This is a genomic window from Dactylosporangium siamense, from assembly GCF_016862795.1.
Classification (GTDB): Bacteria; Actinomycetota; Actinomycetes; order Mycobacteriales; family Micromonosporaceae; genus Dactylosporangium; species Dactylosporangium siamense.
The window spans coordinates 237,547-262,955 of record NZ_BONQ01000083.1; the positions used below are offsets into that span (position 1 = coordinate 237,547).

At 71.8% G+C, this 25,409-nt stretch carries 19 protein-coding genes and 2 tRNA genes; 7 read left to right on the plus strand and 14 right to left on the minus strand.

Features of this window, described 5'->3' with window-relative positions; translation table 11 throughout:
- Window positions 1-41 precede the first annotated feature (41 nt).
- Window positions 42-368 (plus strand): hypothetical protein, encoded by a 327-nt coding sequence (locus Dsi01nite_RS28005; RefSeq protein ID WP_203849252.1) that lies wholly within the window; start codon window positions 42-44, stop codon window positions 366-368.
- Window positions 369-376: 8 nt separating this feature from the next.
- On the opposite strand, the gene Dsi01nite_RS28010 is transcribed toward Dsi01nite_RS28005, so the two are convergent.
- Window positions 377-1,138, minus strand: a complete 762-nt coding sequence (locus Dsi01nite_RS28010; protein WP_203849253.1) for a ricin-type beta-trefoil lectin domain protein — start codon at window positions 1,136-1,138, stop codon at window positions 377-379.
- Between the two features lie 378 nt (window positions 1,139-1,516).
- On the opposite strand from Dsi01nite_RS28010, the gene Dsi01nite_RS28015 reads away from it, so the two are divergent.
- The gene (locus Dsi01nite_RS28015) at window positions 1,517-3,415 is read left to right on the plus strand and encodes a pectate lyase-like domain-containing protein (protein WP_373318848.1); all 1,899 of its coding nucleotides are present in this window, start codon (window positions 1,517-1,519) and stop codon (window positions 3,413-3,415) included.
- A 65-nt stretch (window positions 3,416-3,480) separates the two neighbouring features.
- Here Dsi01nite_RS28015 and Dsi01nite_RS28020 read toward each other — a convergent pair whose 3' ends face one another.
- Together Dsi01nite_RS28020 and Dsi01nite_RS28025 are read right to left on the minus strand one after the other, a co-directional pair.
- The gene (locus tag Dsi01nite_RS28020; RefSeq protein WP_203849255.1) at window positions 3,481-3,936 is read right to left on the minus strand and encodes an iron chaperone; all 456 of its coding nucleotides are present in this window, start codon (window positions 3,934-3,936) and stop codon (window positions 3,481-3,483) included.
- Window positions 3,937-3,984: 48 nt separating this feature from the next.
- Window positions 3,985-4,440 carry a carboxymuconolactone decarboxylase family protein gene (locus tag Dsi01nite_RS28025; RefSeq protein ID WP_203849256.1) on the minus strand — a complete coding sequence of 152 codons (456 nt, stop codon included), beginning with the start codon at window positions 4,438-4,440 and terminating at the stop codon, window positions 3,985-3,987.
- A 181-nt stretch (window positions 4,441-4,621) separates the two neighbouring features.
- Here Dsi01nite_RS28025 and Dsi01nite_RS28030 point away from each other — a divergent pair, with 181 nt between their 5' ends.
- The gene (locus Dsi01nite_RS28030) at window positions 4,622-6,850 is read left to right on the plus strand and encodes an ATP-binding protein (protein ID WP_239136227.1); all 2,229 of its coding nucleotides are present in this window, start codon (window positions 4,622-4,624) and stop codon (window positions 6,848-6,850) included.
- 64 nt (window positions 6,851-6,914) lie between these two features.
- Here the strand turns inward: Dsi01nite_RS28030 and Dsi01nite_RS28035 are convergent, their stop codons facing one another.
- Window positions 6,915-8,279 (minus strand): FAD-binding oxidoreductase, encoded by a 1,365-nt coding sequence (locus Dsi01nite_RS28035; RefSeq protein ID WP_203849258.1) that lies wholly within the window; start codon window positions 8,277-8,279, stop codon window positions 6,915-6,917.
- A 154-nt stretch (window positions 8,280-8,433) separates the two neighbouring features.
- Here Dsi01nite_RS28035 and Dsi01nite_RS28040 point away from each other — a divergent pair, with 154 nt between their 5' ends.
- Window positions 8,434-9,000 carry a hypothetical protein gene (locus Dsi01nite_RS28040; RefSeq protein WP_203849259.1) on the plus strand — a complete coding sequence of 189 codons (567 nt, stop codon included), beginning with the start codon at window positions 8,434-8,436 and terminating at the stop codon, window positions 8,998-9,000.
- Window positions 9,001-9,060: 60 nt separating this feature from the next.
- Here Dsi01nite_RS28040 and katG read toward each other — a convergent pair whose 3' ends face one another.
- The 5 genes from katG to Dsi01nite_RS28065 form a co-directional block, all read right to left on the minus strand.
- Window positions 9,061-11,301 carry a catalase/peroxidase HPI gene (katG, locus tag Dsi01nite_RS28045; protein WP_203849260.1) on the minus strand — a complete coding sequence of 747 codons (2,241 nt, stop codon included), beginning with the start codon at window positions 11,299-11,301 and terminating at the stop codon, window positions 9,061-9,063.
- Between the two features lie 16 nt (window positions 11,302-11,317).
- Window positions 11,318-11,746 (minus strand): Fur family transcriptional regulator, encoded by a 429-nt coding sequence (locus Dsi01nite_RS28050; RefSeq protein ID WP_203849261.1) that lies wholly within the window; start codon window positions 11,744-11,746, stop codon window positions 11,318-11,320.
- 222 nt (window positions 11,747-11,968) lie between these two features.
- Window positions 11,969-12,892, minus strand: coding sequence for a GNAT family protein (locus Dsi01nite_RS28055; protein WP_239136228.1), 924 nt, complete (start codon window positions 12,890-12,892; stop codon window positions 11,969-11,971).
- 331 nt (window positions 12,893-13,223) lie between these two features.
- Complete coding sequence (locus tag Dsi01nite_RS28060) at window positions 13,224-14,447, minus strand: MFS transporter (protein ID WP_203849263.1); 1,224 nt, start codon at window positions 14,445-14,447, stop codon at window positions 13,224-13,226.
- Window positions 14,444-14,788: a VOC family protein gene (locus Dsi01nite_RS28065; RefSeq protein ID WP_203849264.1), complete on the minus strand. Its 345-nt coding sequence runs from the start codon at window positions 14,786-14,788 to the stop codon at window positions 14,444-14,446. Before Dsi01nite_RS28065 ends, Dsi01nite_RS28060 begins: the two co-directional genes overlap by 4 nt.
- Window positions 14,789-14,967: 179 nt before the next feature.
- Here Dsi01nite_RS28065 and Dsi01nite_RS28070 point away from each other — a divergent pair, with 179 nt between their 5' ends.
- Window positions 14,968-15,678 (plus strand): winged helix-turn-helix transcriptional regulator, encoded by a 711-nt coding sequence (locus Dsi01nite_RS28070; RefSeq protein ID WP_203849265.1) that lies wholly within the window; start codon window positions 14,968-14,970, stop codon window positions 15,676-15,678.
- Between the two features lie 178 nt (window positions 15,679-15,856).
- Here Dsi01nite_RS28070 and Dsi01nite_RS28075 read toward each other — a convergent pair.
- Window positions 15,857-15,929: transfer RNA gene (locus tag Dsi01nite_RS28075), tRNA-Arg, on the minus strand.
- Between the two features lie 44 nt (window positions 15,930-15,973).
- Window positions 15,974-16,064, minus strand: a tRNA-Ser gene (locus tag Dsi01nite_RS28080).
- A 174-nt stretch (window positions 16,065-16,238) separates the two neighbouring features.
- Between Dsi01nite_RS28080 and Dsi01nite_RS28085 the strand changes: the two genes are divergently transcribed.
- Together Dsi01nite_RS28085 and Dsi01nite_RS28090 are read left to right on the plus strand one after the other, a co-directional pair.
- Window positions 16,239-18,353: a carboxypeptidase-like regulatory domain-containing protein gene (locus Dsi01nite_RS28085; protein ID WP_203849266.1), complete on the plus strand. Its 2,115-nt coding sequence runs from the start codon at window positions 16,239-16,241 to the stop codon at window positions 18,351-18,353.
- Window positions 18,354-18,434: 81 nt separating this feature from the next.
- Entirely contained in the window at window positions 18,435-20,474 is a 2,040-nt protein-coding gene (locus Dsi01nite_RS28090) for a hypothetical protein (protein ID WP_203849267.1), read from the plus strand.
- A gap of 37 nt (window positions 20,475-20,511) precedes the next feature.
- On the opposite strand, the gene Dsi01nite_RS28095 is transcribed toward Dsi01nite_RS28090, so the two are convergent.
- The 3 genes from Dsi01nite_RS28095 to Dsi01nite_RS28105 are packed head-to-tail and all read right to left on the minus strand — an operon-like array spanning window position 20,512 to window position 25,322.
- Window positions 20,512-23,388 carry a S8 family peptidase gene (locus Dsi01nite_RS28095; protein ID WP_203849268.1) on the minus strand — a complete coding sequence of 959 codons (2,877 nt, stop codon included), beginning with the start codon at window positions 23,386-23,388 and terminating at the stop codon, window positions 20,512-20,514.
- A gap of 28 nt (window positions 23,389-23,416) precedes the next feature.
- Window positions 23,417-24,205, minus strand: a complete 789-nt coding sequence (locus tag Dsi01nite_RS28100) for a CPBP family intramembrane glutamic endopeptidase (protein WP_373318849.1) — start codon at window positions 24,203-24,205, stop codon at window positions 23,417-23,419.
- Between the two features lie 4 nt (window positions 24,206-24,209).
- Window positions 24,210-25,322: a globin domain-containing protein gene (locus Dsi01nite_RS28105; protein ID WP_203849269.1), complete on the minus strand. Its 1,113-nt coding sequence runs from the start codon at window positions 25,320-25,322 to the stop codon at window positions 24,210-24,212.
- Window positions 25,323-25,409: the final 87 nt, after the last annotated feature.

The following is a 25,409-nucleotide window of genomic DNA, read 5'->3' on the forward strand; positions in this document are numbered from 1 at the left end:
CGCGGATGTCCCGGACGTCGCGCTGGTCCTCACGGTGCCCGGTGCGGGCGGCCGCCTCACGGTTCGGGTCGGGTGCCGGGCTGAGTTCCGGCGCCGTCGCCGTGGCCGTCGTCATGGTCCGCGGCGTGAACGGCGGCGACGCGGCGGCGGCCGGGTTGGGGCTCGGCGGGCTCGGCGGGCTCGGCGGGCTCGGCGGGCTCGGCGGGCTCCGCGGGCTCGGCGGGCTCCGCGGGCTCGGCGGGCTCCGCGGCGAGCAGTTCCCGCAGCCGCGGCGCGGGCCCGCCCATCAGGATCGGGAATCCTGGGCGGCGACTGGTCCGGGCCCGGTGGACGATCCGGCGCCGGCGGAGGGCGACACCGTCGCGTAAGTCCCCGGTCACGGCAGTTGCCAGCGCTGGCTCGTGCCGCCGGTGCACCGGGCGAGGAACGGCTGTGTGCCGCCCTTGCCGGTCAGGCACTGCTGGGACGAGCGGGCGACCAGCGTGCCCCGGGCGGTGTCCCACTGCTGTGCCGCGCCGCCGGTGCAGCGGGCCAGGACGAGGCGCAGCGCGGTCGGCTGCAGGCACTGGCCGGCCGTGCGCAGCGTGCTGTCGGCGGGGGCGGTCCAGGTCTGGGTGGTGGCGCCGGTGCAACCGTGCAGCTGGACCGCGCCGGTGCGGGCCTCCAGGCAGAGGCCGGCCGGGCCGACGAGCGGGCCGGCCGCGACCGGCGCAGGCCCGGGCGCGAGCCCCAGTGCCGCGGCGCCCGGCGCGGGCACGACCGCGACCTGCAGCTGGCCGGCCGGCGCGGCGGTGACCTCCGCCGCGACCGGCTCGGCGCCCGGCGCGGAGGTGGCGGGCCGGGCGCCGGCCTTCAGGGCGAGTCCGGTCGTGGCGAGGGTCAGGACCAGCACGGTCCAGGCCACCGCCGGGTAGTGCCCCGGTCCGCGGCCGGGGCGCGCCTGGTGGACGCCGTCGATGCGGTGGGTGTTCGGCTCGGCCACGGGCGGCGGCAGCAGGGTGGTCCAGGAGGAGTGCCGCGGGTGGTAGAGCGGCGGCACGGGTCGGTTCGCGGCGGGCGCGCTGTTGGGGTGCGCGGCCGGCGGGATCTCGTGGTGTGCGATGACTCTTACGTACGGGCGGACCAGGACGGGAGGCATGCCGCGACGCTATCGGCCATCAGTGCGCACCGATGCGGTCCGGACCGGGTGAACCCGCAGAATCACCCTGCGTCTCACCCGGCCGTTGGAGCGCTTTCACGGGTGGTCCGGAAGATCAGTCCGGCACGCATTCTCGAAACCCTTGCCCGGCACCACGGATGGATCGCACGGAACGTCCGTATTTCCACTGGAAGATCGATCGGTTCGCAGAAAATCGGGGGTGCCGGGACGTAGCGCACGGCCGATTTACACGGTAGAAACAACACTCTGGAGAGAGCGCTCTCACGCCTGCGCCGACGCATTCCGCGATGCATCTCCTACACCCCTTCATATCCGTGTACCTCACACCCGCCCGCACGATCGAGAGGACGCACCCGTATGACGATCCAGTCCGAGCATTCCGTGAGGCGGTGGGTCAGCCGTAGCACCATCGGCCGAGTGTTCGCGCTCAGCCTGGTCGCGACGACTGCCACCGCCACGATGGGGACGGCGGCCGTCGCGGCCCCGTCGACGCACGGCGGGTCGCAGGACCTGGGCCCGAACGTCACCGTCTTCGACCCGAGCACGCCGGTCAGCGAGATCCAGGCGAAGCTCGACGCGACCTACGCCAAGCAGGTCGACAACGAGATGGGCACCGCGCGGTACGCCTACTACTTCAAGCCCGGCACGTACGGCACCGCCGACCAGCCGCTGCAGTTCAAGGTCGGCTACTACACCGAGATCGCCGGCCTGGGCGCGAACCCCGGCGACGTCGTCATCAACGGCAAGGTCGAGGTGTACAACCGCTGCCTCGAGAACGGCGGCACCAGCAACTGCCTCGCGCTGGTCAACTTCTGGCGCACGCTGTCCAACCTGTCGATCAACGTCAACGGCAAGGGCCAGGACGGCTGCCGCGGCTCGGCCAACTTCTGGGCCGTGTCGCAGGCCGTCTCGCTGCGGCGCATCAACGTCACCGGCGGCAACCTGTCGCTGATGGACTACTGCACCGCGGGCCCGCAGTACGCCAGTGGCGGCTTCATCGCCGACTCGAAGGCCGGCACGATCGTCAACGGCTCCCAGCAGCAGTGGCTGACCCGCAACAGCGAGGTCGGCACCTGGTCCAACGGCGTGTGGAACCAGGTCTTCGCGGGCGTCGTCGGCGCCCCTGACGACTCGGCCTTCCCGAACCCGCCGTACACCACGCTCGCGACCACCCCGATCAGCCGCGAGAAGCCGTACCTCTTCGTCGACGCCAACGGCAAGTACAACGTCCGCGTGCCGTCGGCCGCGAAGAACACCAGCGGCACCACCTGGTCGGCCGGTCAGACCGCGGGCCGCACCATCCCGCTGTCGGACTTCTACGTCGCCAAGCCGGGCGACTCGGTCAGCAAGATCAACCTGGCGCTGCTCGCCGGCAAGAACCTGCTGCTCACCCCCGGCACGTACGACATCGCCCGCAGCATCGAGGTCCGCTGGCCCAACCAGGTGGTCCTCGGCATCGGTCACGCCACGCTGACCGCGGTCAACGGCTCCACCCCGCTCGAGATCGCGGACGTCCCCGGCATCATCGTCGCCGGCGTCACGATCGACGCGGGCACCAAGGAGTCCGACGTCCTGCTGCGCGTCGGCAAGGAGCACAACTGGCTGCGCTTCAGCGACCCGAAGAACCCGACCACGCTGTCGGACGTTTACTTCCGCGTCGGCGGCCCGCACATCGGCAAGACCGACACCGCGCTCCAGGTCAACAGCGACAACGTGCTCATCGACCACACCTGGGTGTGGCGCGGTGACCACGGCGTCGAGGGCTTCACGGGCGGCGTCAACGGCGACAACCAGCGCTGGGTCACCAACACCGGCCGCTACGGCGCCGTCATCAACGGCGACAACGTGACCGCGACCGGCCTCTTCGTCGAGCACTTCCAGAAGTACAACACCGTCTGGAACGGCGAGCACGGCACCACGGTCCTGTACCAGAACGAGCTGCCGTACGACCCGCCGACGCAGGCCGACTGGATGAACGGCACCGTCGAGGGCTACGCCGGCTACAAGGTCAACAACAAGGTGAAGTTCCACAACCTCTACGGCGCCGGTGTCTACGTCTTCAACCAGAACAACCCGACGATCCACACCGAGAACGGCTTCGAGGTCCCCTCGACGCCCGGCGTCAAGCTGCACCACATCATGACCGTCAACCTCAGCGCCGGCATCATCGACCACGTCGTCAACGGCGTGGGCGACCCGGCCGACACCACCAAGATCGGCGTGCCGGTCTACCTCGCGGACTACCCGGCCGCGTAACACCACAGCACCAAAAGGGGCCCGTCGCGTGCATCGCGACGGGCCCTTGCCTGTGCCGTCGACCGTCAGCTCACTGCCTGCTTCACGAGGGCGGCGATGCGGGTCTCGTCCGCCTTGGTCAGCGTGGTCAGCGCGAAGTACGCGGCCCACATGCTGCCCTCGTCCAGGTTGGCCTCGTCGCTGAAGCCGAGCGTCGCGTAGCGGGTCTTGAACTTCGCCGCGCTCTGGAAGAACAGGACGACCTTGCCGTCACGGGCGTAGGCGGGCATGCCGTACCAGAGCTTCGGGGTGAGGACCGGCGCGTTCGCCTTGACGATGGCGTGGATGCGCTCGGCGGTCACGCGGTCGGCGTCGGACATCTCGGCGATCTTGGCGAGGACCTCCGGCTCGGTGTCGGCCTTGGCGCCGCGGCGGGCGGTCGACTTGAGCTCCTTGGCGCGTTCCTTCATGGCACCGCGCTCGTCCTCGGTGAAACCCTCGTGCTTCGTGGTGGCGGTGGTGGTGTTCTTCGTGGTCGCCATGATGACGTTCCTTTCGGATCGGAAAAGACGGGTTGGAGGAGGGCGGGACTACCAGGCACCGGCCTGCTGGCGGGTCGGCACGTTGAGCCGGTTGAACGTGTTCGTGATCGCGATGTTGAGCAGCAGCGCGGCCAGTTCCTTCTGGTCGAAGTGCTTGGCCGCCATGTCCCACACCTGGTCCGGCACCGGGTCGGCCCGGTCGGCGAGCCTCGTCACGGCCTCGGTCAGGGCGAGCGCGGCGCGCTCCTCGTCGCTGAACCAGGGCGTCTCCCGCCACGCGGCGACGGCGTCCACCTGTTCCACGGTCGCGCCGTTGCGGCGGGCCTGACCGGCGCCGCCCGCCACGCACGGCCCGCAGCCGTTGATCTGGCTGGCCCGCAGGTGGCTCAGCGCCAGCAGCTTGCCGTCGACCCCGGCACCGGCGACGGCCCGGCTGACGGCCATCAGGGCCTCCATGGCCTCGGGGATCAGCATCGCCGGGTTCGGCATCCGTTCGGTCGGCATCTCGTGCTCCTCTGTGCGGTGGCGGTGGTGCGGTGGCGCTCGCTGACAGGACCCATCGGATCACCGGGGCGCCCCGCACCGCGTGGGCCGTGGGACACCGTGGGACAGTGGAGATCCGCCTGACCTGCACAAACAGGCCGCCGATCCGTTGCCGTAGGGCGGGACGGGTACGGTGTTGCACGTGTCCGGCCCGCAAGAACAGCTGGTGGCCCAGCTCGCCAGGATCAAAGACCTGAGTGGACTCAGCCTCCGGGCGCTCGCCACCCAGGCGGGCCTGAGCAGCTCGTCGCTGTCCCGATACCTGACCGGCAGGCTGGTGCCGCCGTGGGAGGCGGTCGTGGCCCTGTGCAAGGCCGTCGGCCGGGACCCCCGCCCGCTGCGCCCGGTGTGGGCCGAGGCGACCAAGGCCGGCGCGGCGCCCGCGCCGCGGCGCAACGACCTGCCGGCCGACCTGTTCGACTTCACCGGCCGGGAGGCGGAGTCAGCGCAGGTCGAGGAGCTGCTCCGCACCGCCGGCGCGGTCGCGATCGACGGCATGGCGGGCGTGGGCAAGACCAGCCTGGCCGTGCACGTCGCGCACCGGCTCGCCGCCGCGTATCCGGACGGCGGGCTCTACCTGGACCTGCACGGCTTCACCCCGGGCCAGGAGCCGCTCGAACCGCTCGCGGCGCTGGGCCGGCTGCTGGCCGCGCTGGAGATCACGCATCCGCCGGCCGGCGCCGTCGAACGTGCGGCGCTGTGGCGCTCGGAGCTGTCCCGCCGGCGGGCGCTCGTCGTGCTCGACAACGCCGTCGACGCGGAGCAGGTGCGCCCGCTGCTGCCCGGCGCGGGCAGGTCCGCGCTCCTGGTCACCAGCCGGAACCGCCTGGTCAGCCTGGACGGCGTGCCACCGGTGTCGGTGGAGCCCTTCACGACCGGCGACGCGGCCGACCTGTTCGGCCGGGCGGCGGGCCTCGGGGCCACCGACGACCAAGCGGTCGGTCAGGTGCTCCAGCAGTGCGGCGGGCTCCCCCTGGCGCTGCGGATGGCCGGTGCCCGCCTGCGTCACCGGCCCGGCTGGACCGTGGCGGTCCTCGCGGAGCGGCTGCGCGACACCGCCGGCCGCTTCGACGCGGTGTTCGGCATGTCCCTGCATCAGCTCGACCCGGCGCAGCGCCGCATGTTCCGGCTGCTCGGCGTCCTGCCCGGCGCCGACTTCGACGCGGCGGTGGCGGGCGCGCTGGCCGATGTGCCCGCCGGGCGGCTCGGCGCGGTCCTCGACGAGCTGGTCGACGCCCACCTGCTGCAGGAGCTGGCGCCCGGGCGGTTCCGGATGCACGACCTGATCCGGCAGTATGCGGCCGACCTCGCCGACGACGAGGAACCGCAGGCCGACGCCGCGCTGCGCCGGGTCGTGCACCACTACCTGGCGCAGGCCGTGGCCCACGATCGGATGCTGCCCTCGCCGCAGCGCCCGCAGCCGGCGGCGGGCAACCCGGCGGAGGCGCTGGCCTGGTTCGACCTCGAATACGTCAACCTGGTCGCCGGCTTCGACGCCGCGGTGCGGCTCGGCGTCGACGAGGTGGTCGCGGAGCTGCCGCAGGCCATGCGGGTCTGGTTCTTCCGGCACCGCGGCACCGACGATCAGACCCGGCTGCTCCAGGCGGCCGCCGACGCCGCCGCCCGGCTCGGCCGCCACCAGGAGCGGGCGGCGCTGCTGTCGGACCTCGGCTTCGCGCTCGCCGCCGCCGGGCGCCTGGCCGAGGCGCTTGCCGCCTATGAGGTCGCCGAGGGCGAAGGACCGGACGACGAGTTCGCGGCCGGCCTGGCGCTGCGGACCGGCCTGGCGCGCCGGGACCTCGGTGACCTCGAAGCGGCCCAGGAGCAGCTGCGGCGGGCCCGCGAGCTGTTCGAGAAGCTCGGCCGCCCAGCCGGGCAGTCGCAGGCCCTCGCCTTCGAAGGCTGGGTGACGCTGCGCCTGGGGCGGCGCGCCGAGGCCGTCGACCTGGCCCGGGCGTCCGTCGCCCTGGCGGCCGGGCCGGGCCGGGTCACCGGGTTGGTCACGCTCGGCCTCGCGGTGGAGGATCCGGCGGAGTCGCTGCGGACGCTCCACGAGGCGCTGCGGCTGTCCGAGGAGCACAACCTGCAGCACAACCAGGCGTGGTGCCACAACGCGCTCGGGGTCGCGCTGCGCGGCATGGGCTCGCTCGACGAGGCGCTCGAGCACCACCGGCGGGCGGTCGCGCTGCTGGAGCCCCTCGCCGAGGTCCAGCTGGAGATCGACTGCCGGCACGAGTACGCCGAGACGTGCCGAATGGCGGGCCGCCCCGACGAGGCCCTGGCGCTCCTCGACCGGATCGTCGCGCTGGCGCGTGAGCTGGGCCGCCCGCACGACGAACAGCTCGCCCGGGCGGCCCGGCAGAAGATCTAGAGCACGAGCCCGCCGTTCACCGCGCGGCCAGGTCTGGTGCCGCGACGTGGCCGAGCTGATCGGTTCAGTCCACCAGGGCCGGGATGGCCGAGAAGGCGTTGTCCGGGTCGTATCGGCGCTTGGCGGCCAGGAGCCGGTCGAGGTTGCCGGCGAACGAGTCGCGGGCCCGCGCGTCGTCGTCGGGGCCGAGCAGGTTGGGGTAGGCGCCCGGCAGCGAGACCGGGTCCAGCCCGGCCACCACCGAGTCGGCCCAGGCCCGGTGCCGGTCGGCGGCGTCGGTGGGCGGGTACACCGCGATCACCTCGACGACCTGGTGCGGCACCCGGTTCGCGAACGCGGTCGCGGCCGGGTCGACCCGCGCCGCGGCGCCGTGGAACCGGTTGACGATCAGCGTCGAGAACGGCGAGGAGATCTCCGCGGCCGCGGCGATCAGCGCGTCGGCGGCGACCGGCGACACCGAGGGGAGCCAGCGGCTGCGCAGCAGGTAGTGGTTGCCCTCGACGATGTTGGCGTCGAACATGCCGAGCGCGGCGACGTACGGCATCACGCCGACCTGGTCGACGAACGGGTGGCCGAGGGCGCGCAGCTTGGCGATCGCCCGCTCGCCGGCGGCCAGGTCGGCGCCGGACCAGAACGGGCACAGGAACGTCATCGGCCCGTCCGGGCCGGGCAGGAACCCGGTCATGACGGTCAGCTCGTCGGGCGCGCCGGCGACGATCTCGGCGTAGCCGGCGAGGACCGCGCCGGCCTCGGCGAACGGGAACAGCAGCATGCCGGCGAGCACGGTGGGCAGGTCGTGCAGCCGGAACCGCAGGTCGGTGACGACGCCGAAGTTGCCGCCGCCGCCGCGCAGCGCCCACCACAGCTCGGGGTCACCGTCCGGCCCGGCGGTCACGGTGCTGCCGTCGGCGAGGACGACATCGGCGCCGAGCAGGTTGTCCAGGGCCAGCCCGAAGCGGCCGATCAGCGGCCCGTACCCACCGGCGGTGGTGAGCCCGGCCACCCCGACGGAACGCACGACGCCGGTGGCGGTGACCAGGCCGTGCGGTGCCGTGGCGGCGAGCAGGTCGTCGGTCGTCGCGCCGCCCTGCACGGTGACGGTGCGCCCGGCCGGGTCGGCGGTCGCATCCCGCATCCCGGTGAGGTCGATGACGAGCCCGCCGTCGCGCAGGGCCCGGCCGGCCCAGTCGTGACCGCCGGCCCGCACGGACAGCGGCAGCCCGGCGTCGCGGGCGGCCAGGACGGCGGCGGCGACCTCGGCCGTGTCGCGGCACCGGGCGATCAGGGCCGGCCGGCGCGTCACGGCCGCGTTCCAGACCTTCCGGGCGCCGTCGAACCCGCCGTCGTCCGGCAGCAGGAGGCGTTCGCCGAGCCGTGGCCGGAGCGCCCGGACGGCGGTGTCGATGTCGGCTGCACTGATGGCGGTCATGGCGGCTCCCCGGTGGATTGGTGCGGCGACGGTACCGCGCACCTCACCATCCGTGCCGTCACGAACACGACGCGCTGCGATTGAACCGGTGCCGGCGCACAGCCGTACGCCGCGTCATAGACGGGTGTCACGCATGGCTGTCACGATGAACAGCATGTCCGGACGTCTGCAGCAGCAGCCGAACATCGGCCATTACGCGCTGCTCGCGCTCATCCCCCCGGCCGCCGGTCTTCTCGTCTGGCGGGCTTCGGAACACTTGGCCGGCCACGGGTACGGCTGGGTCATCATCGGCGGTGGCGTCCTCATCGGGGTCGCGACCGCGGCGGTCTGGGCCCGGCGAATACGGACCAGCGTCTCCGCGTCGCTGGTGGCCACGGGGTTCGTCGTCGAGTTCATCGGCGAGCTGATCCGCAAGGACGGGCCGGCGGACGCGATCGGGTTCGCCGAGGGGCTGCTGGCGGGAGGGCTCCTGGTCTGCGAGGTGGTGCTCGCGCTGTGGCTGCACGGTAACTACCGCCTGGAGGTCGGCCACCGCGTCCGGGTCTGGCTGCTCGAGGGCGAGACCGGCGACGACCCGGAGTACTACCAGGCGATCTGCGAGTGCACGTGGCACAGCGAGCGGTTCGCGATGGAGGTCGGCGACGACTCGGAGGAGCGCGCCTTCGCGGCCGCCCACGGGCACAGCCCGACCGTCCGCACGGACATCGCGATGCGGCACTGAGGCGCGACGGCCGGCCGACCACCACGGGTCGACCGGCCGTCAGGGCAGATCAGGAGCAGATCAGGACAGGTCGAACCGGTCGTTGTCCATGACCTTCGTCCAGGCCGCGACGAAGTCCGCGACGAACTTGTCCCGGGCGTCGCTGCTGGCGTAGACCTCCGCGAGGGCCCGCAGCTGCGAGTTCGAGCCGAAGATGAGGTCGACCGCGGTCGCGGTGAACAGCACCTTGTCGCTGGCCAGGTCGCGGATCTCGTACACGTGCTCCTCGGACTCCGACGCCTTCCACCGGGTGCCGGGGGACAGCAGGTTGGTGAAGAAGTCGTTGGTGAGCACGCCCGGCCGGTCGGTGAGCACGCCGTGCTGGGTGCCGCCGACGTTGGCCCCGAGGGAGCGCAGGCCGCCGATGAGGACGGTCGCCTCGGGCGCGGTCAGGTCCAGCATGTAGGCGCGGTCGATGAGCAGCACCTCCGGCTGGGTCTTCTCGCCGGGACGCAGGTAGTTGCGGAACCCGTCGGCGCGCGGCTCGAGGACCCGGAACGACTCGACGTCGGTCTGCTCCTGCGTGGCGTCGGTGCGGCCCGGGTGGAACGGCACCGTCACCTCGACGCCGGCGTCGCGCGCCGCCTTCTCCACGGCGGCCGAACCGGCCAGCACGATCAGGTCGGCGAGCGAGATCTTCGCGCCGCCGGCCGCGTTGAACTCCGCCTGGATGCCCTCGAGCGCGGTCAGGACGGTCGCCAGCTGCTCGGGCTGGTTGACCTCCCAGCTGCGCTGCGGCTCGAGCCGGATCCGGGCGCCGTTGGCGCCGCCGCGCTTGTCGGTGGACCGGAAGCTCGCGGCGGAGGCCCAGGCGGTGGAGACCAGCTGGGCGGTGGTGAGCCCGGACTCCAGCACCTTCGCCTTCAGGGCGGCGACGTCGGCGTCACCGACCAGGCCACCCTCGGCGGCCGGCACCGGGTCCTGCCACAACTGCGGCTCGGCGACCCACGGCCCGAGGAAGCGGTCGACCGGGCCCATGTCGCGGTGCAGCAGCTTGTACCAGGCCTTGGCGAACGCGAGCGCGAACTCGTCGGGGTTCGCCAGGAACCGGCGCGAGATCTGCTCGTACGCCGGGTCGACGCGCAGCGACAGGTCGGTCGTGAGCATCGTCGGCCGGTGCTTCTTCGCCGGGTCGTGCGCGTCCGGGATGATCGCCTCGGCGTCCTTGGCCACCCACTGCTTGGCGCCGGCGGGGCTGGTGGTCAGCTCCCACTCGTAGCCGAAGAGGATCTCGAAGAACCGGTTGCTCCACTGCGTGGGCTTGTCGGTCCAGGTCACCTCGAGGCCACTGGTGATGGCGTCGGCGCCCTTGCCGCTGCCGTGCGTGCTGAGCCAGCCGAGGCCCTGCGACTCCAGCGAGGCACCCTCGGGCTCCGGGCCGACGTGCTGGTCGGCGTCGCCGGCGCCGTGCGCCTTGCCGAAGGTGTGGCCGCCGGCGATGAGGGCGACGGTCTCCTCGTCGTTCATGGCCATCCGGGCGAACGTCTCCCGGATGAAGTACGCCGCCGACAGCGGGTCGGCGTTGCCCCGGGGACCCTGCGGGTTGACGTAGATGAGGCCCATCTCGGCCGCGCCGACGTCGCTGGCCATCTCGGCCTCGCCGGTGTAGCGCTCGTCGCCGAGCCAGGTGTCCTCCGGGCCCCAGAAGATCTCCTCGGGCTCCCAGACGTCCTCGCGACCGAAGCCGAAGCCGAAGGTCTTGAAGCCCATCGACTCCAGCGCGACGTTGCCGGCGAGCACGAGCAGGTCGGCCCACGAGACCTTCTGGCCGTACTTGGCCTTCACCGGCCACAGCAGGCGGCGGGCCTTGTCCAGGTTGGCGTTGTCGGGCCAGCTGTTGAGCGGGGCGAAGCGCTGCCCGCCGTCGCCGGCGCCGCCGCGGCCGTCGTGGATGCGGTACGTGCCCGCGGCGTGCCAGCTCAGCCGGATCATCAGGCCGCCGTAGTGCCCGAAGTCGGCCGGCCACCAGTCCTGCGAGGTGGTGAGGACCGTGGTGATGTCGCGCTTGAGCGCCTCGACGTCGAGTTTGGCGAACTCCTTGGCGTAGCTGAAGTCCGCGCCCAGCGGGTTGCCCTTGGACGAGTGGGCGTGCAGCACCGACAGGTCGAGCTGGTTGGGCCACCAGTCCCGGTTGGTGCGCGGGCGGCCGCCGGTCTTCGGCTTCGGCGAGTCGATCGCCGGGTTTTCGCTCTCGCTGCCATGTGCGGCGACCGAGTCGTGCGCGACGGGGCAGCCGGCTGCCTTGTCCTGAGAGTCGCTCATCTGCTTCCTTTCGAACCTAGCGGCGTGATGGTTTCGCGGCACAATCGGGGCAGACGCCCCAGTACACAACTTCCGCCTCGTCGATCACGAAGTCGTGGTCGTCCGAGGCGGTGAGACAGGGAGCATGACCAGGGGTGCAGTCGACGTCGGCGATGGCGCCGCAGGAGCGGCACACGAGGTGGTGGTGGTTGTCCCCGACCCGGGCCTCGTAGCGGGCGGTCGCCCCGGCGGGCTCGATCCGGCGCACCAGACCCGCGACGGTCAGTGCTCTCAGTACGTCGTACACCGCCTGGTGGGAGACCGTGGGATGTTCGGCCCGAACCAGCGAGATCACCGTGTCCGTGTCGACGTGCGCGTGGTCCCGCAGGGCGGCGAGCACCGCCAGCCGGGGCCGCGTCACATGCAACGAGGCCGCCCGCAACCGCGCCTCGAGGTCGGACGTCACGCGATCAACACTAGGCCACTTGTCTGGAACAGTTCAAGTTTTCGGCCGGCGCGTTTGCAAAACTCACCCTCGCCCGCGCGGACCGCACAAGCCGGGGCGCCACCTGCCGTTTCGGCTGGTGAAGCCCCCTGCTGCCGGGATGCTTCGACGCCGGTCGACTGAAGACCCGTGCCGGCTCCTCAGTCGTCGTGATGCCGCTCGTGCTGCTGGGCAACGCCGGGTCTACAGCGGGCGGCTGAACATCTTGCGGTTGGCGAAGTTGTGGTAGCCGGCGCGCTGGAAGGCCTTGAACATGGCGACGTTGCCGGCGTCGCAGTCACCGCGGATCTCCGTCGCCCCGGCGGCGACAAGGACCTTCGTCCCGCGGGCCACGGTGGCGGTGGCGTAGCCGTGACCGCGTCCGGCCGTGGCGACGGCGACCAGGCCGATCACCGCGGAACTCGCCGTCCGGGCGGGCAGGCTGATCGCGACCGGCCGGTCCTGCTGGTCGTAGCCGATCTCGAACCAATCCTGCTCGTGGTGCAGCTCCAGCATGTCGGCGAGGTTGCGCTCGGCGGCGCCACGCAGGCCGTGTTCGTCGATCTCGGCGAGGAAGATCGCGTCCTTCGTGTCGGTGAAGGTGTCGGCGAGCAGCTCGACGAACGGCTCCTCGCCCAGCTCGGCGAGTGACCGCCAGCGCAGCCGGTCGTCCTGGGCGGGAAGCGGATCGCCGGCCTGCCAGAGGAACCGGCATCCGTCGCGGGTGACGGAGAAACCGTGCGCCGCGAGCAGGTGCTCGCGGCGCTGCGGGTCACGCTGGAACTGCGGGGCCTGGGCCGGCGAGTCGAGCACGTGCCCCTGCGTCTGCGCACCGAGCGAGCGGGCCAGCTCGGCGGCGTGCGTCAGCAGGGCGGCGGCGGTCTGGTCGTCGCCCGGCTCCAGCAGCACGAGGTCCATGGGCACCGAGCGGCCGGAGATCGTCCACAGCACGACGTTGCCGACGAGCTCGTCGTCCCGCTCGGCCACCAGGCACCAGGCCGGCTGCGTGCAGCCGCTGTCGAGCAGCCCGGACAGGTAGGCCGCGGTCGCGCTGTTGCGTTCGTCGTCGTTCGGGTGCGCCGTCAGGGCGGGCAGTTCTTCGGGCCGGGCGGGGCGGATCGTCAGCACAGTCAGTGGTCCTTCGTCGGTGGTTGTCGGCAACATATGCGGGCTGCGGATGGGAGAGCAGGAGCCCACCATCGCCCCACCGTCGCGGCGGAACAACGCGAAAGACCGACCCGCCGCATAAGCCGCCGGTTATCGTTCGACGTCAGGCGCGGCCCGGGTCACGAGCCGTCGTCGCTACCGCCGCCCAGACCGTCAAACTCCGAACAGCGGCGACAGGCTCACGACACGCATCGTCCCACAATGACGGACACGGCGAAGGGCCTGAGCCGTATCTGCGCAGTTCAGGCCCTTGCCGATCGTGCGTGCCCGAAGGGCTCGAACCCCTGAGGAGCTATGCGGGTTCAGGTACGGCTTGGGCGGTTGCCGGCGACGACTCCTCGACCACCGGTGGCTTCAGGAAGCTGGTCCCCCAGGCGACCGCGATGGTGACCACGGAGAAGATCAGACCGGTGATCACGGTGGCGGAAGCGCCGGAGTCGTCGATCGCGAATCCGCCGACGAACGCGCCGAACGCGATACCGACGTTGGCTGCGGAGACAGGCAACGACTGCGCGAGTTGGCCACCGGGGCCGGCCAGGGTGATCACCCGAACCTGGAGCGAGGGCACGATGCTGTAGTGGGACAGGCCCCAGGCGAGCAGCACGAGCGCCACGAGCCACGCGATCGAGCCGACGAAGTAGAGCACCAGCAGGGAGACCGCGATGCCGATGGACCCGATGATCAGGGTGCGCGCGGCGTTCCGGTCGGCGAACCTGCCGCCGCTGAACGAGCCGACCGCCGTGGCCACACCGTAGGCCAGGAGGAACACACTCAGCAGGGCTCCGGAGATGCCGGTGACGCTTTGCAGGAACGGCACGATGTAGGTCAGCGCCGCGAACGTCGTCGCGAACACGATGAAGTTCAGGAACAGCACGGCGAGCACCCTGGGGGCGAACGCGTACCTGGCCTGGTGGCCGGCATTGGCGCCGGCGAGCGGCACGGACGGGATCAGCGCCACCGTGGCGACCAGTGTGACCACAGCGATCGCCACGATCGCCATGAACGAGCCGCGCCAGCCGAGGGTCTGACCGACCAACGTGCCCAGCGGCACGCCGAGCGCGGTCGCCACCGAGACACCGGAGACGACGATCCCGATCGCCAGGCCCATGCGCTCCGGCGGGACGACCGACATGCCCGCATTGAACGCACTCGCGATGAACAGGCCGCCCAACGCGCCGATGAGGAAGCGCAGCCCGAGGAACACACCGTAGTCGGCGGTCAGCACCGCGACCAGGTTGCACACGATGAACAGCGCGAGCGTGCCGATGAGGACGATCTTCTTTTCCAGCTTGATCGTCAGCGCGGTCAGGATCGGACCACCGATGGCAAGGCCCAGGGCGTAGGCGGTCACCAGGGTGCCGGCCGCGGGGATGGTCACGTGGAGGTCTGCGGCGATCCGGTCCAGCACGCCGACCACGAGCAGTTCGCCACTGCCCAGGACGAACATTCCCAGGAACAGCGTGGCCAGGGCCAGGTTGGCCCTGGCCGGGCTCAGCGCCGCTTGCCGGGCGCTCACTTCTTCCACTCGATGATCTGGAGGTAGTTCCCGTCGGGGTCGGCGAACGTGCCGAACTTGCCCTTCGCCCGGTCCTCGACCGAGATCCACTCCACGCCGGCCGCATTCAGCTGGGCCTCCACAGCGTCGAAGTCGTCGACGTGGAAGTTGATGATCGTGCGACCCGGTTCGTTGTTCTTCGCCTCGACGTCGTCGCGCCCGTCGATGACCAGCAGGAAGCCGCCCAGGTCGATCGCGCCCTCGCCGGTGAACTCCGGCGCCAGCGCCTTGATGTACCAGGCCCGTAGCTCGGCGGGACGGGTCGTGCCGAGCAGCATGCTTCCGGGCTTCAGCGTCGTCATGTCGAATCTCCTCGTTGTGTGATCACGATCGCGTCCATCGCTGTCGCGGCCGCCCTGGGTCCAGTACTGCCGCGCGAACCAACAGTAAACACGGTAGGTTGTTAAAAGCAACCATGATTGATGGTGAAAGACAACTAGATACTGTGGTAGTTTCAGATCAGATTGGGAGGAGAGCGGCCATGCCAACCAGCCGGAGCTATCGGGACTCATGCGGGATTGCCCGAGCCCTCGATGTCGTCGGGGAGCGATGGGCGCTGCTGGTCGTCCGCGAGCTGCTCTTGGCGCCGCAACGGTTCTCAGAGCTGCGGCACGCTCTGCCCCACGTCAGCTCGAACCTGCTCGCGGACCGACTCCGAGAGCTCGAACACAACGGGGTGATCCGCCGTGGACTCGCACCGGCGGAAGACCCCCGGGTCTACGAGCTGACCGAACGGGGCCGGGCGCTGGAACCGATCCTGCTGGCTCTGGGCGACTGGGGTGTCGACGCCCCGCAACCCCCGCCGCCGACCGCGCTCAGCGCCACCTCAGTGCTGATCTTCCTGCAACATGCCGCTCGCCCCGACCCCGCGGCGCCGCCAACGAATTGCCGTCTCGAACTCGACGGCCGGGTCTGGACGGTCCGCCTGGCGTCCGGCCGGGTTCAGGTGCAGCCCGGTGAACCCGCGACGGCGGCCGCCTCGCTCCGCGCGGAGCCCAAGACGCTCAGCGCCATGCTGGCCGATCCAGCCACACTCGCAACCGCATGCGACGACGGCAGCGCCGCCGTCGTCGGAGATCTGTCGGTCATCGGCCGGCTGCTGCACGCCGTCACCGACCCGTGGCCCACCGGCGAGCAGACGGGCACCTCTCAAGAGCGCCACTCGGACATGGCCGGTCCCCACACCCGGTAGATCACCAGTCCTGGTGAGGACCGCACCGCTCGGTCGCGTGGACGGTGGAGCGCTCGAACGGCATCACGGACCGTCACGACACCACCGCGGCACCCGCGTGACGCCCACCGTCCACAGCGGACAGACACAAAAAAGCGGCTGCCCCGCGTTTCCGCAGGCCAACCGCCTCTTGATCTTGCGCGCCCGAAGGGACTCGAACCCCTAACCTTCTGATCCGTAGTCAGATGCTCTATCCGTTGAGCTACGGGCGCTCGGTGCTCGCCTAGTGTACACACCAGGTTTTGCTGGTTTTGCGCGGAGGCTCCGGGATTCGAACCCGGGATGGGCTTTAAGACCCAAACCGCATTAGCAGTGCGGCGCCATAGACCGAACTAGGCGAAGCCTCCAACAGCGCCTGTCGCCAGGAGCCGCCGTCCGAGGATACAGGGACAGCAGAGGACCGGGCAAAGCGGGTACGCTCCCGGCGCGTCGCGGCGACCGCCATCACTGGCGGGAGCGCGGTTTCCGCTGCTCAGAGTGTCGGCGTGGCGCGCCACCCCCTTTCGCTACCCAGGAGCGCCATGCTCACGCGTGTCCTCCGCCGTCCCCTGCTGCTGGCAGTGGCGACGGCGACCACCATCGCCGCCGCGGTGGTTCCCATCACACCGGCCTCCGCGGCCGACCCGACGAAGGGCAATCTGGTCGGGCATCTCACCGATTCGCACGGGGCGGCGGTCGCCGGGGCGCGGGTCACCGCCCAGGTCGACGGCTGGCCGTTCAGCACCGCGACCACCGACGGTGCCGGCGGGTACAACTTCGCGGACCTGCCGCCGGGGCAGTACCAGGTCGGCTTCACCGTCACCGCACCCAGCGGCCAGGCGAGTTACACGCAGTGGGCGCACCAGCAGACGGAATGGTGGAGCGCACCGGCGTTCACCGTGGACGCGGGAGCCACGGTGGCTGTCGACGAGCGGTTGCTGCCCACCGGCACCGTCAGCGGCCGGCTGCTCAACTCGGACGGCACGCCGGCGAGCGTGGCGGTGACCTTCCACGACGCGGCCACGCAGAACACCGCGGCGACGGCCTCCTCGGCGGCCGACGGGCACTTCGAGGTGCTGGTGCCGGCCGGTGGCTACAAGGTCTCGTACGTCGTGAACGGCCAGTCCACGCAGTGGTCCGGCGGCAAGCGGACCTTCGCGACCGCCGACACCGTCACGGTCGCCGACGGCCAGGCGGTCACGGTCGAGGAGCACGCGCTGCCCGCCGGGTCCATCGGCGGCCGGCTCACCGCGGCGGACGGCGCTCCCGTCGCCGGCTCGTGGGTGACGGTCACCGACGAACTGGGCAACGCCACCAACGGCACGACGGACGCCGACGGGCGGTACCGCGTCGACGGCCTGCCCACCGCCGGCCGGTTCACCGTGGGGTTCGGCGCGGCGCACGCGGTCACCGTGTGGGCGCACGGGTCACTGACGGAGGTCGGCGCGCAGCGGTTCGTGGTGACCGAGGGTCAGACGGTCACGGTGGACGAGAGCCTCCCGCCGACCGGCGCCGTCCGGGTCGTGGCACACGACGCGACCACCGGCGCGCCGATCCAGCGGTTCTGCGTGTGGACCGTGGCGCCCTCGACCTACCAGGGCTGCGCCGGGAGCGGTGAGGTCCTCATCGACGAGGTGTACGCCGGCGCCTGGCACCTGAACGTGAGCCTCGACGACGGTGTACACCTGGACCGGGTCGCCGGGGCGGTCGTCACCGGCGGGCAGACAGCGCAGGTCGACGTCGCCCTCACCGCGGGCGCCACGATCACCACCACGCTCACCGAGCGTGCCACCGGCGGCCCGGCGCAGGGCTGCGTGCAGCCGGTCGACGTCGACGCGGCGCTGGTCGACACCGGCTTCCGCCAGTGGTGCACCGAGGAGGGCGGCAACACGCTGCGGATCGGTCCGCTCGCACCCGGCACGTACCAGCTGATCGCCGACCCCGGCCCGGACGCGCTCGGACTGCAGTGGGTCGGCGCGACCGGCGGCACCGGCAGCCGGGAGGCGGCCCAGCGCATCACGGTCGCCGCCGGCACCGTCGCGGCCGGACCGGCGGTCCTCTTCGACCGGGCCGGCACCATCCGCGGCCGGTACACCGACGCCGTCACCGGCGCGCCGGTCGGCGGTGCCTGCGTCTCCGTCATCACCCCGACCCGCAACGCGGTCGGCGGCGACGGCTGCGGCCGGGCCACCCAGCCGGACGGCACCTACACGCTGGCCGGCATCGGGCCCTACACGTGGGCGGTCGGCTCCGCGAAGTCGTCCTACCAGTGGCGCTGGACGGGCAACGCGGTCAACCGCCACGAGGCGAGCACGGTCACGGTCGTCGCGGGCAGGACGGTGACGGCCAACCTGAAGGCGCGTGCCGGCGGTGGGACCGTCGTGGGCACCATCCGCGACAGCACCGGCGCCCCGGTCCTGGCGCACCTGAGGGTCGTCGACGCGCTGACCGGCGAACCGGTCGCGTTCGCCGCCGACACCGGGATGGACGCCACGTACACGATCGCGAACGTCCCGCCGCAGCAGGTCAAGGTCTACTACGTCGTGAGCGACGGCCGCGCGGGCTGGCTCGGTGGCACCAACCTGGCCACCGCGCGGACGTACAAGATCAAGAATGGTGTGCCGACGACGATCACCGTCACCATCCCGGTCGCCTGACCGTGCGGCCCGGGGGACTCGTGCCAGGTCCCCGGGCCGCACGACGGGTGCTGAACCCGCAGGCGCATTACGCTCTTGCGGATGGGAGAGGATCCGAAATCCACTGAGCCCACTGGCTCCGACGAGTCACCCTCCCGCCCGAGGGTGCTCGGCGACACGTCCCTGCGCTTCGAACCGCCGCCGCTGGAAGCCGCCCCGGACGCGCCGCCCCCACCTGCCGCTTCGCCGCGCCCGGCGACCACGCCGTTCGGTGCGCCGCCGGCCCCGGTGGAGCCGCCCCGCCAGGTGCCGCCGCAGCCACGGACCCCTCGCCCGTCGACGGCGCCGGTGACCCCGTTCGCCCCGCCGCCCCCGGCGAAGGCCGCGCCCGCACCTGCCGCCCCGGCCAAAGCCGCGCCCGCACAAGTGGTGCCTGCGAAGGCCGCCCCAGCCAAAGCCGCGCCCGCGAAGGCCGCACCCGCACCGGCGGTGCCTGCGAAGGGCGCCCCAGCCAAGGCCGCACCGGCGGTGCCGGCAAAGGCCGCGGCCGCACCGACGGTGCCGGCAAAGGCCGCGGCCGCACCGACGGTGCCGGCAAAGGCCGCCCCCGCCAAAGCCACGCCCGCACAGGTGGTGCCTGCGAAGGCCGTTCCCGCCAAAGCCGCGCCCGCACAGGTGGTGCCGGCGAAGGCCGTTCCCGCCAAGGCCGCGCCTGCGAAGGCCGCGCCCGCACCTGCGACGGCCGCGCCCGCACAGGTGGTGCCGGCGAAGGCCGCGGCCGCACCGGTGGCGAAGACGGCGCCCGAAACGCAGGCTGCGGCAACCGCGCCGACGACGGTGACGGCTCCCCCGACGAAGATTCCCGCGGTGAGGCAACCCGAGCCACCCGTCGTCGAGCCGGTGGTCGCCGTCGAGCCCGGTCCTGTGGCGCCCGCGAAGGCGGCAACCGCGCCGAAGAAGGCGCCCAAGAAGGCCGTCGCGAAGAAGGCGCCGGTGAAGCAGGCGGCCGAGCCGGTCGTCGAACCGCCGGCGGAGACGCAGCCGGTCCCGGAGCCGACCGCCACCGAGACCGCCGCGCCCACGAAGAAGGCCGCCGCCAAGAACGCCGCCGCGAAGGCACCGGCACCGGCGAAGAAGGCGGTGAAGAAGGCCGCCGTCAAGGCGACCTCGACCCAGGAGGTCCTCTTCCCGGCATCCACCGCACAACCGAAACTCGAGCCGGAACCCCAGCCGGAACCCCAGCCTCAGCCGGAACCCGCGCCGCAGCCGGCGCAGCCTCAGCCGGAACCCGCGCCGCAGCCGGAACCCGCGCCGCAGCCGGTCGTCGAAGCGGCCGAGCCGCAGCCGGCCGAGCCGCAGCCGGCCAAGCCGCAGCCGGTCGATGCGCAGCCGGTCGATGCGCAGTTGGTCGAGCCGCACGTGGTCGAGGTGCGGGTCGAGGTCGACGAGGCCGACCCGACCGACCTGGGCACCGTGGAAACGGCGGCGGCGGAGGAGGAACCAGCGGCGGAGGAAGCGGTGGTGCCGGCGCGGGACGGGCGGATCAATCCCGCCTACCTGCCGGAGCTGCTGGCCCTCGCCGCCGTCGCCGGGCTCGGGGAGAGCGCCCGGCAGCGGGTCGAGTGGTACGCCGTCAACTACCCGGGCGCCGGCGGCGACGCGGTGTCCAGGGCGATCACCCGTGAGTTCGTGCGGCGGGCCAGGCGGCTGGGGTTCGCCGCCGGGGCGGCCGGATCGCTGGGGCTGGTGGTGGAGGCGGCCGGGGTCAACTGGTTGCACGCGAAACTGGTCCTGCACCTCGCCGCGGCGCACGGGCACGACCCGCTGGACCGGCAGCGGGCCGCCGAGTTGCTCGTCCTGCAGCGGGTGTACGCCGAGGTCGCCACCGCCGAGGCAGCCATCATGGCGGCCGAGCAGGCGCAGCGCTCCCGCCGGGCCGGTCCCGGGGTGGGGGTGTCCAGGCTGGCCGGTCCGCTGGGCCGGACGCTCGGCGGTGGTCTGCTGCAGGCCGCCGGCCTCAGGCTCGCCCGGCGGGCGGTGCCCGGCGTCGGACCGGTGATCGGCGCGGTCGCCGCGGTCAGGTCGACCGAGGCGATCGCGATGCGCGCCACCCGCTACTACCGCCGCAAGCCCAACCCGTGATCCGGAAGACCTTGTGCACCCCTGGGTGTGCAAGGACTCACGGGCCGACGGCGACCGTGGTCCAGGCGCGTGCCGTGGTGCCGTCGCTGAACTCGACCATGCCGAGGTAGCGACGCAGCGGGTCGAGGCCCTTCCACGCGACGTCGAAACTGACCACCTGGCCGGGGCGCACCTGGGCGGTGCCGGGCGTGACGGTGAGGTTGCCGGCGGCTGTGTCACCGACGAGGAACGTGTGCGCCCGGACGGGTGTGGTGTCCGCTCCGGGCGGGGACGCGAAGCGTACGACGTACACCTCGAACACCCCGGTGGAAGTGAGCGCGATCTCCTCGTCCGCGCTGGTGCCGTCGCTGCGGTCCACGAGCTCGCCGTCCTGGTAGACGTAGAGGTCGACGTCGGTGCCGGGGGCCTGGTCGGCGGCGTAGGTGGCCAGCCGGGCGACCTCGGTGCCGGACGGCACGGTCACGGTGAACTTGAAGGCGGCGGGGCCGGTGGCCGGGGCGGTGGGCACGAAGCCGGCGGTGCTCCCGGTGAGCTTCTGCTCGTTGACGACGGACGGGGCGAGGCCGTAGACCCTGGTGGTGATGGCGCCGGCGTAGCCGCCGGTGAGGTCGATCGTGGTGGCGCCGACCGCGCCGGAGCCGGTGACCTCGCCCGGGCCGGCCAGCGCGACGGGCCGGGCGCCGATGGGGCTGCGCACGGTGTGTCCGCGCAGGTCCGCCCAGGTGAGGGAGCCGAAGGTCCAGGTCCGGTACGCGGCGTCGGTGCGCGTGATGGTGACCTCGAACGTAGCGCTCTTGCCGGGCGCGACGGTCAGGGTGCTGGGGTTGACGGTGACGGCGATGCCCTGGGGGTTGGTGACGGAGGCGACGTAGACGCTCGGCTGGTTGGACACGTTGGTGACGGTGCGGGTGACCGTCTGCGTCCCCGGCAGCGCGGCCACGGCGATCGACGGGTAGTTGAGGTCGCTCGGGTCGATGCTGCCGACGGTGGGGCACCAGTCGCTGACCCGCTGGAGCTGGCCCAGGCCGCAGGCGTAGCGGGCCCAGTCCTGGGCGCCGGACTCGTAGACGAGGCCGGGGTCGAAGGCGCGGGCGGGGGTGACGTGGCCGGCGCCGTAGTCGAACGGGCTGGCGATCTTCCCGGCGCGCTGGATCATGCCGTCGGTGTTGTCGAAGACGCTGGCCGTGGTCATGAGCGCCGACTGGACGGCGGACGGTGACCAGCCGGGGTGCGCGGCCCGGATGAGAGCGGCGATGCCGGCGATGTGCGGGCTGGACATGGAGGTGCCGGACTCGCCGTCGAACAGGTTGCCGTGGTGGCCGGCCGGGGAGACGCCGGCGACGATGTCGACGCCCGGGGCGGTGATGTCGGGCTTGATCAGGTCGCCGCCGCCGGCGACGGCGGGTCCCGCGGAGGAGAACGCGGCCATCGCGGGGGCGCGGGGCACGACCTTCGACACGGCGGACAGGGACGCGGTCGGCGCGGCGGTCTTCAGGTACGCCTTGATCGCGGCGCCGGCGACGTGGTCGACGTGCACCGTCGGGATGATGTGGTAGTCGGCGTTGAGGGAGTTCTCGCTCGGGTTGTAGAGGACCATGCCGACGCCGCCCGCGTCGCGGACCGCGATGCTCTTGTCGGTGCGCGGGTTGACCCCGCGCTTGCACAGCACGATCTTGCCTTTCACAACAGCGGGGTTGAGGGCGCCGGGGTAGCAGAGCTCGACCTTGTCGGCCTCGGCGGTGGGGAGGCCGGCGGCGACCGAGTCGACGAGCGGGGCGGACGGCACGGCCGGGCCCTGGCCGGCGCCGAGGTAGGTGGTGCCGTTGCCGAGGGTCACTGACTTCTCGGCGCCGCGGTCGTGGGAGCTGGCGGCGACGGTCGTCACCCAGGGCGCGTTGTGCGCGACGGTCGACGGGTCGGGGCCGCTGTTGCCGGCGGACGTGGCGATGAAGACGCCGGCCGCGGCCGCGTTGTAGAAGGCGAGGTCGATCGGGTCGACGATGAGGTCCTCGGAGCCGGACACGGAGTAGTTGATGACGTCCACGCCGTCGCTGACCGCGTCGTCGACGGCGTCGAGCAGGTCGACGGTGCCGCCGGATCCCTCGCCGTCGGACTGCCGCCACAGCGCCTTGTAGACCGCGATCCGGGCGGCGGGTGCCATGCCGGAGACCTTGCCGACCGGGTCGCCGTTGATGGTGGCCGGGATGTCGTGCAGGCCGGCGGCGGTGGTGGCGGTGTGGGTGCCGTGGCCGTCGTAGTCGCGGGGGGAGCGGAACTCGGACTCCCAGCCGCCGAAGCCGCTGCCGTCGTAGTACCGCGCGCCGATGACCTTGTTGTTGCAGGTGATCTTCTGCTGGGCGGTGCCGGTGCCCTCGTCGCACTTGTCGACCCCGCCGGCGGCCCACTTCTTGTCGATGACGGCCTGGTCGGGGCGGGGCTCGGGGAGCGGGGCGAGGCTGGGGCTCTCGGGCCAGAAGCCCGTGTCGATGACGCCGACGATGATGCCCTCGCCGGCGTGGGCCGGGTCGCCGAACTGCTTGGCCCAGGCGCCGCCGTCGCCGGCGAGGCCCAGGAAGTCGGGGGTGGAGATGGTGTCGAGGGTGCGCCGTTCGTTCTTCCAGACCCGGCGCACGCCCGGGGTCTGCTCGACGCGGGCCTTCTGCGCCGGGGTCAGGGCGGCCGCGAAGCCGTTGAAGGCCGACTCGTACTCGGCGACGGCCTTGCTGACGCCGGCCCGCCGCATGATCGTCGCGCGGTCGGCGCGGATCCGCCCGCGGGCGGCCTCCTGCCGGCCGGCCGGATCACCCGCCAGCTGGACGATGTACAGCGAGGTGTCGGTCTGCGCTCGGGCCGGGACCGGCACCGCGAAGGCGGACGAGGCGACAAGGGTGACGGCAAGAAGGATTCGGCCCACACACGAAGCCTAATTGTGGCGATTTGCCCTATGTCAGGAACGTCAAATACTTCTTGAACAGGGCGTACCCCACGAAGGCGACGATGTCGAGGATCGTGTGGGCGACGATCAGCGGCATGACCCGCTTGGTGCGCTGGTAGAACCAGCCGAAGATCAGGCCCATGACGAAGTTGCCGATGAACCCGCCGAAGCCCTGGTAGAGGTGGTACGACCCGCGAATGGCCGCACTGGTCACGATCGCCGTCCACGGGTGCCAGCCCAGGTCACGCAGGCGGGTCAGCAGGTAGGCGATCATGACGATCTCTTCGAGCACGCCGTTCTGCAGCGCGGAGAGGATCAGCACCGGCACCGACCACCAGTTATCGCCGAGTGCCGCGGGCACGATCTGCGCGCTGATGCCCAGTTGGGTGGCGGCCCAGACGAGCGCGAGACCGGGCAGGCCGATCAGGGCGGCCAGGCCGACGCCATAGCCGAGGTCGGAGGCCGGGTGCACGTCCAGCCGCCAGTTCTCGTGGTCGCGGCGCAGGAGGTACACCGCCAACAATGGAGCGACGAAGCCCAGCCCTATTTTGACCAGTTGGTATGCCAAGTCGAGCCACGGCCGGTCGGGCGCGATCGACGGGTTGAGCGTGGCGGTCTGCTCCGACAGCGGCTTGACGTAGGTGAGCTTGTCAATGATCTCGAGGATCGAATAGATCGCAGACCTGCCGAGCGACACGCCGAGCAGCAGCAGCACCTCGATACTGACGACGCGTCTGTCGATCACGCCGAAACTGTAATGCGGTGGGGGCGCCGCCCGCACGAACGGCGCCCCCACCGTCCTACGAGTCCCCGAAGGCGTCGTATTTGATGCGGATTGCGGGGACCTGCATCTCCGCGAGGGTGCGCAGGGTCGAACGCACCATCTGCGGCGAGCCGGAGACGAAGAAGTCGTGGTCGTTCCACGGGCCGTAGCCGGCGACCACGTCGGAGATCTTGCCGTGCTCGCCGGGGAACTCGGGGTCGTCGCTGGTGGCGGCCACCACCGACAGCCACGGGTACCGGGCCGCGAGCCGGTTGAGGCAGGCCAGGTCGTACAGGTCGTCGCGGTCCCGGGCGCCGAAGAAGACGTGCACCCAGCGGGTCCGGTTGGCCCGGGTCATCTCCTCGATCAGGGCCTTGATCGGGGCGAGCCCGGTGCCGCCGGCGACGCAGACGATGTCGCGGGTCGAGCGCCGGTCCATCACCATGGAGCCCATCGGGGCGCCGAGGCGGATCATGTCGCCCGGCTGGACCCGCCGGACCAGGGCCGAGGACACCCAACCGGCGCCGAGGGCCCGCACGTGGAAGTCGATCGAGCCGTCCTTGCGCGGGGCGTTCGCCGCCGAGTACACGCGCCACAGCCGGGGCTGATACTTGCATTCGACGCTGATGTACTGCCCGGCGCGATACTCGAGCGGTTGGAGCGGCCGGCACGTCAGGACGGCGATGTCCTGGCTGCGCCGCTCGTGATACAGCACCTCGGCGTGCCAGTACGGCGGGTTGGTCGAGTCGGCCTCGGCGCCGGCGATCATCTTGGCCGCGATCACCGCGTAGGCGTCGCGCCAGGCCTGGTCGAACTCGACCGTCCACTCGTCGCCGGCGAACGTGCGCAGGGCCTCCATCAGCGCGCCGCCGACGGCGTCGTAGTGCTCGGGCTGGACGTGGAACTTGCGGTGGTCCCGGCCGAGCGACTGCAGGTATTCGGCGAACACGTCGGGGTCGTCGACGGTCTGCACGGCGGTGACGATCGCGCCGAGGAGGCGGGAGCGCTGCACGTCCATCTGGACTGGGAAAAGGTCCCTGAGCTGTGGATTGTTCAGGAACATCCGCGCGTAGAAGTAGCTGGCGAGCTTGTCCTGCTGCTCCTCGACGAGGGTCCAACTCTCCTTCAGTAAACGCGACAGATTGCTCATCGGTGCCCTTCGCGGTCAAACGTAGGTGCCGTAGGAGAGCCAGCGTCGCCACCAGGGAAGACCACGCATCGCACTGACTGTGCGACG

Excerpts from the sequence above, each read along its gene's own strand:
- Dsi01nite_RS28010 (WP_203849253.1), bottom strand. The coding sequence starts at position 1,138 with ATGCCTCCCGTCCTGGTCCGCCCGTACGTAAGAGTCATCGCACACCAC.
- Dsi01nite_RS28015 (WP_373318848.1), top strand. The coding sequence starts at position 1,517 with ATGACGATCCAGTCCGAGCATTCCGTGAGGCGGTGGGTCAGCCGTAGC.
- Dsi01nite_RS28020 (WP_203849255.1), bottom strand. The coding sequence starts at position 3,936 with ATGGCGACCACGAAGAACACCACCACCGCCACCACGAAGCACGAGGGT.
- Dsi01nite_RS28025 (WP_203849256.1), bottom strand. The coding sequence starts at position 4,440 with ATGCCGACCGAACGGATGCCGAACCCGGCGATGCTGATCCCCGAGGCC.
- Dsi01nite_RS28035 (WP_203849258.1), bottom strand. The coding sequence starts at position 8,279 with ATGACCGCCATCAGTGCAGCCGACATCGACACCGCCGTCCGGGCGCTC.
- Dsi01nite_RS28040 (WP_203849259.1), top strand. The coding sequence starts at position 8,434 with ATGTCCGGACGTCTGCAGCAGCAGCCGAACATCGGCCATTACGCGCTG.
- katG (WP_203849260.1), bottom strand. The coding sequence starts at position 11,301 with ATGAGCGACTCTCAGGACAAGGCAGCCGGCTGCCCCGTCGCGCACGAC.
- Dsi01nite_RS28065 (WP_203849264.1), bottom strand. The coding sequence starts at position 14,788 with ATGACGACGCTGAAGCCCGGAAGCATGCTGCTCGGCACGACCCGTCCC.
- Dsi01nite_RS28070 (WP_203849265.1), top strand. The coding sequence starts at position 14,968 with ATGCCAACCAGCCGGAGCTATCGGGACTCATGCGGGATTGCCCGAGCC.
- Dsi01nite_RS28085 (WP_203849266.1), top strand. The coding sequence starts at position 16,239 with ATGCTCACGCGTGTCCTCCGCCGTCCCCTGCTGCTGGCAGTGGCGACG.
- Dsi01nite_RS28090 (WP_203849267.1), top strand. The coding sequence starts at position 18,435 with ATGGGAGAGGATCCGAAATCCACTGAGCCCACTGGCTCCGACGAGTCA.
- Dsi01nite_RS28105 (WP_203849269.1), bottom strand. The coding sequence starts at position 25,322 with ATGAGCAATCTGTCGCGTTTACTGAAGGAGAGTTGGACCCTCGTCGAG.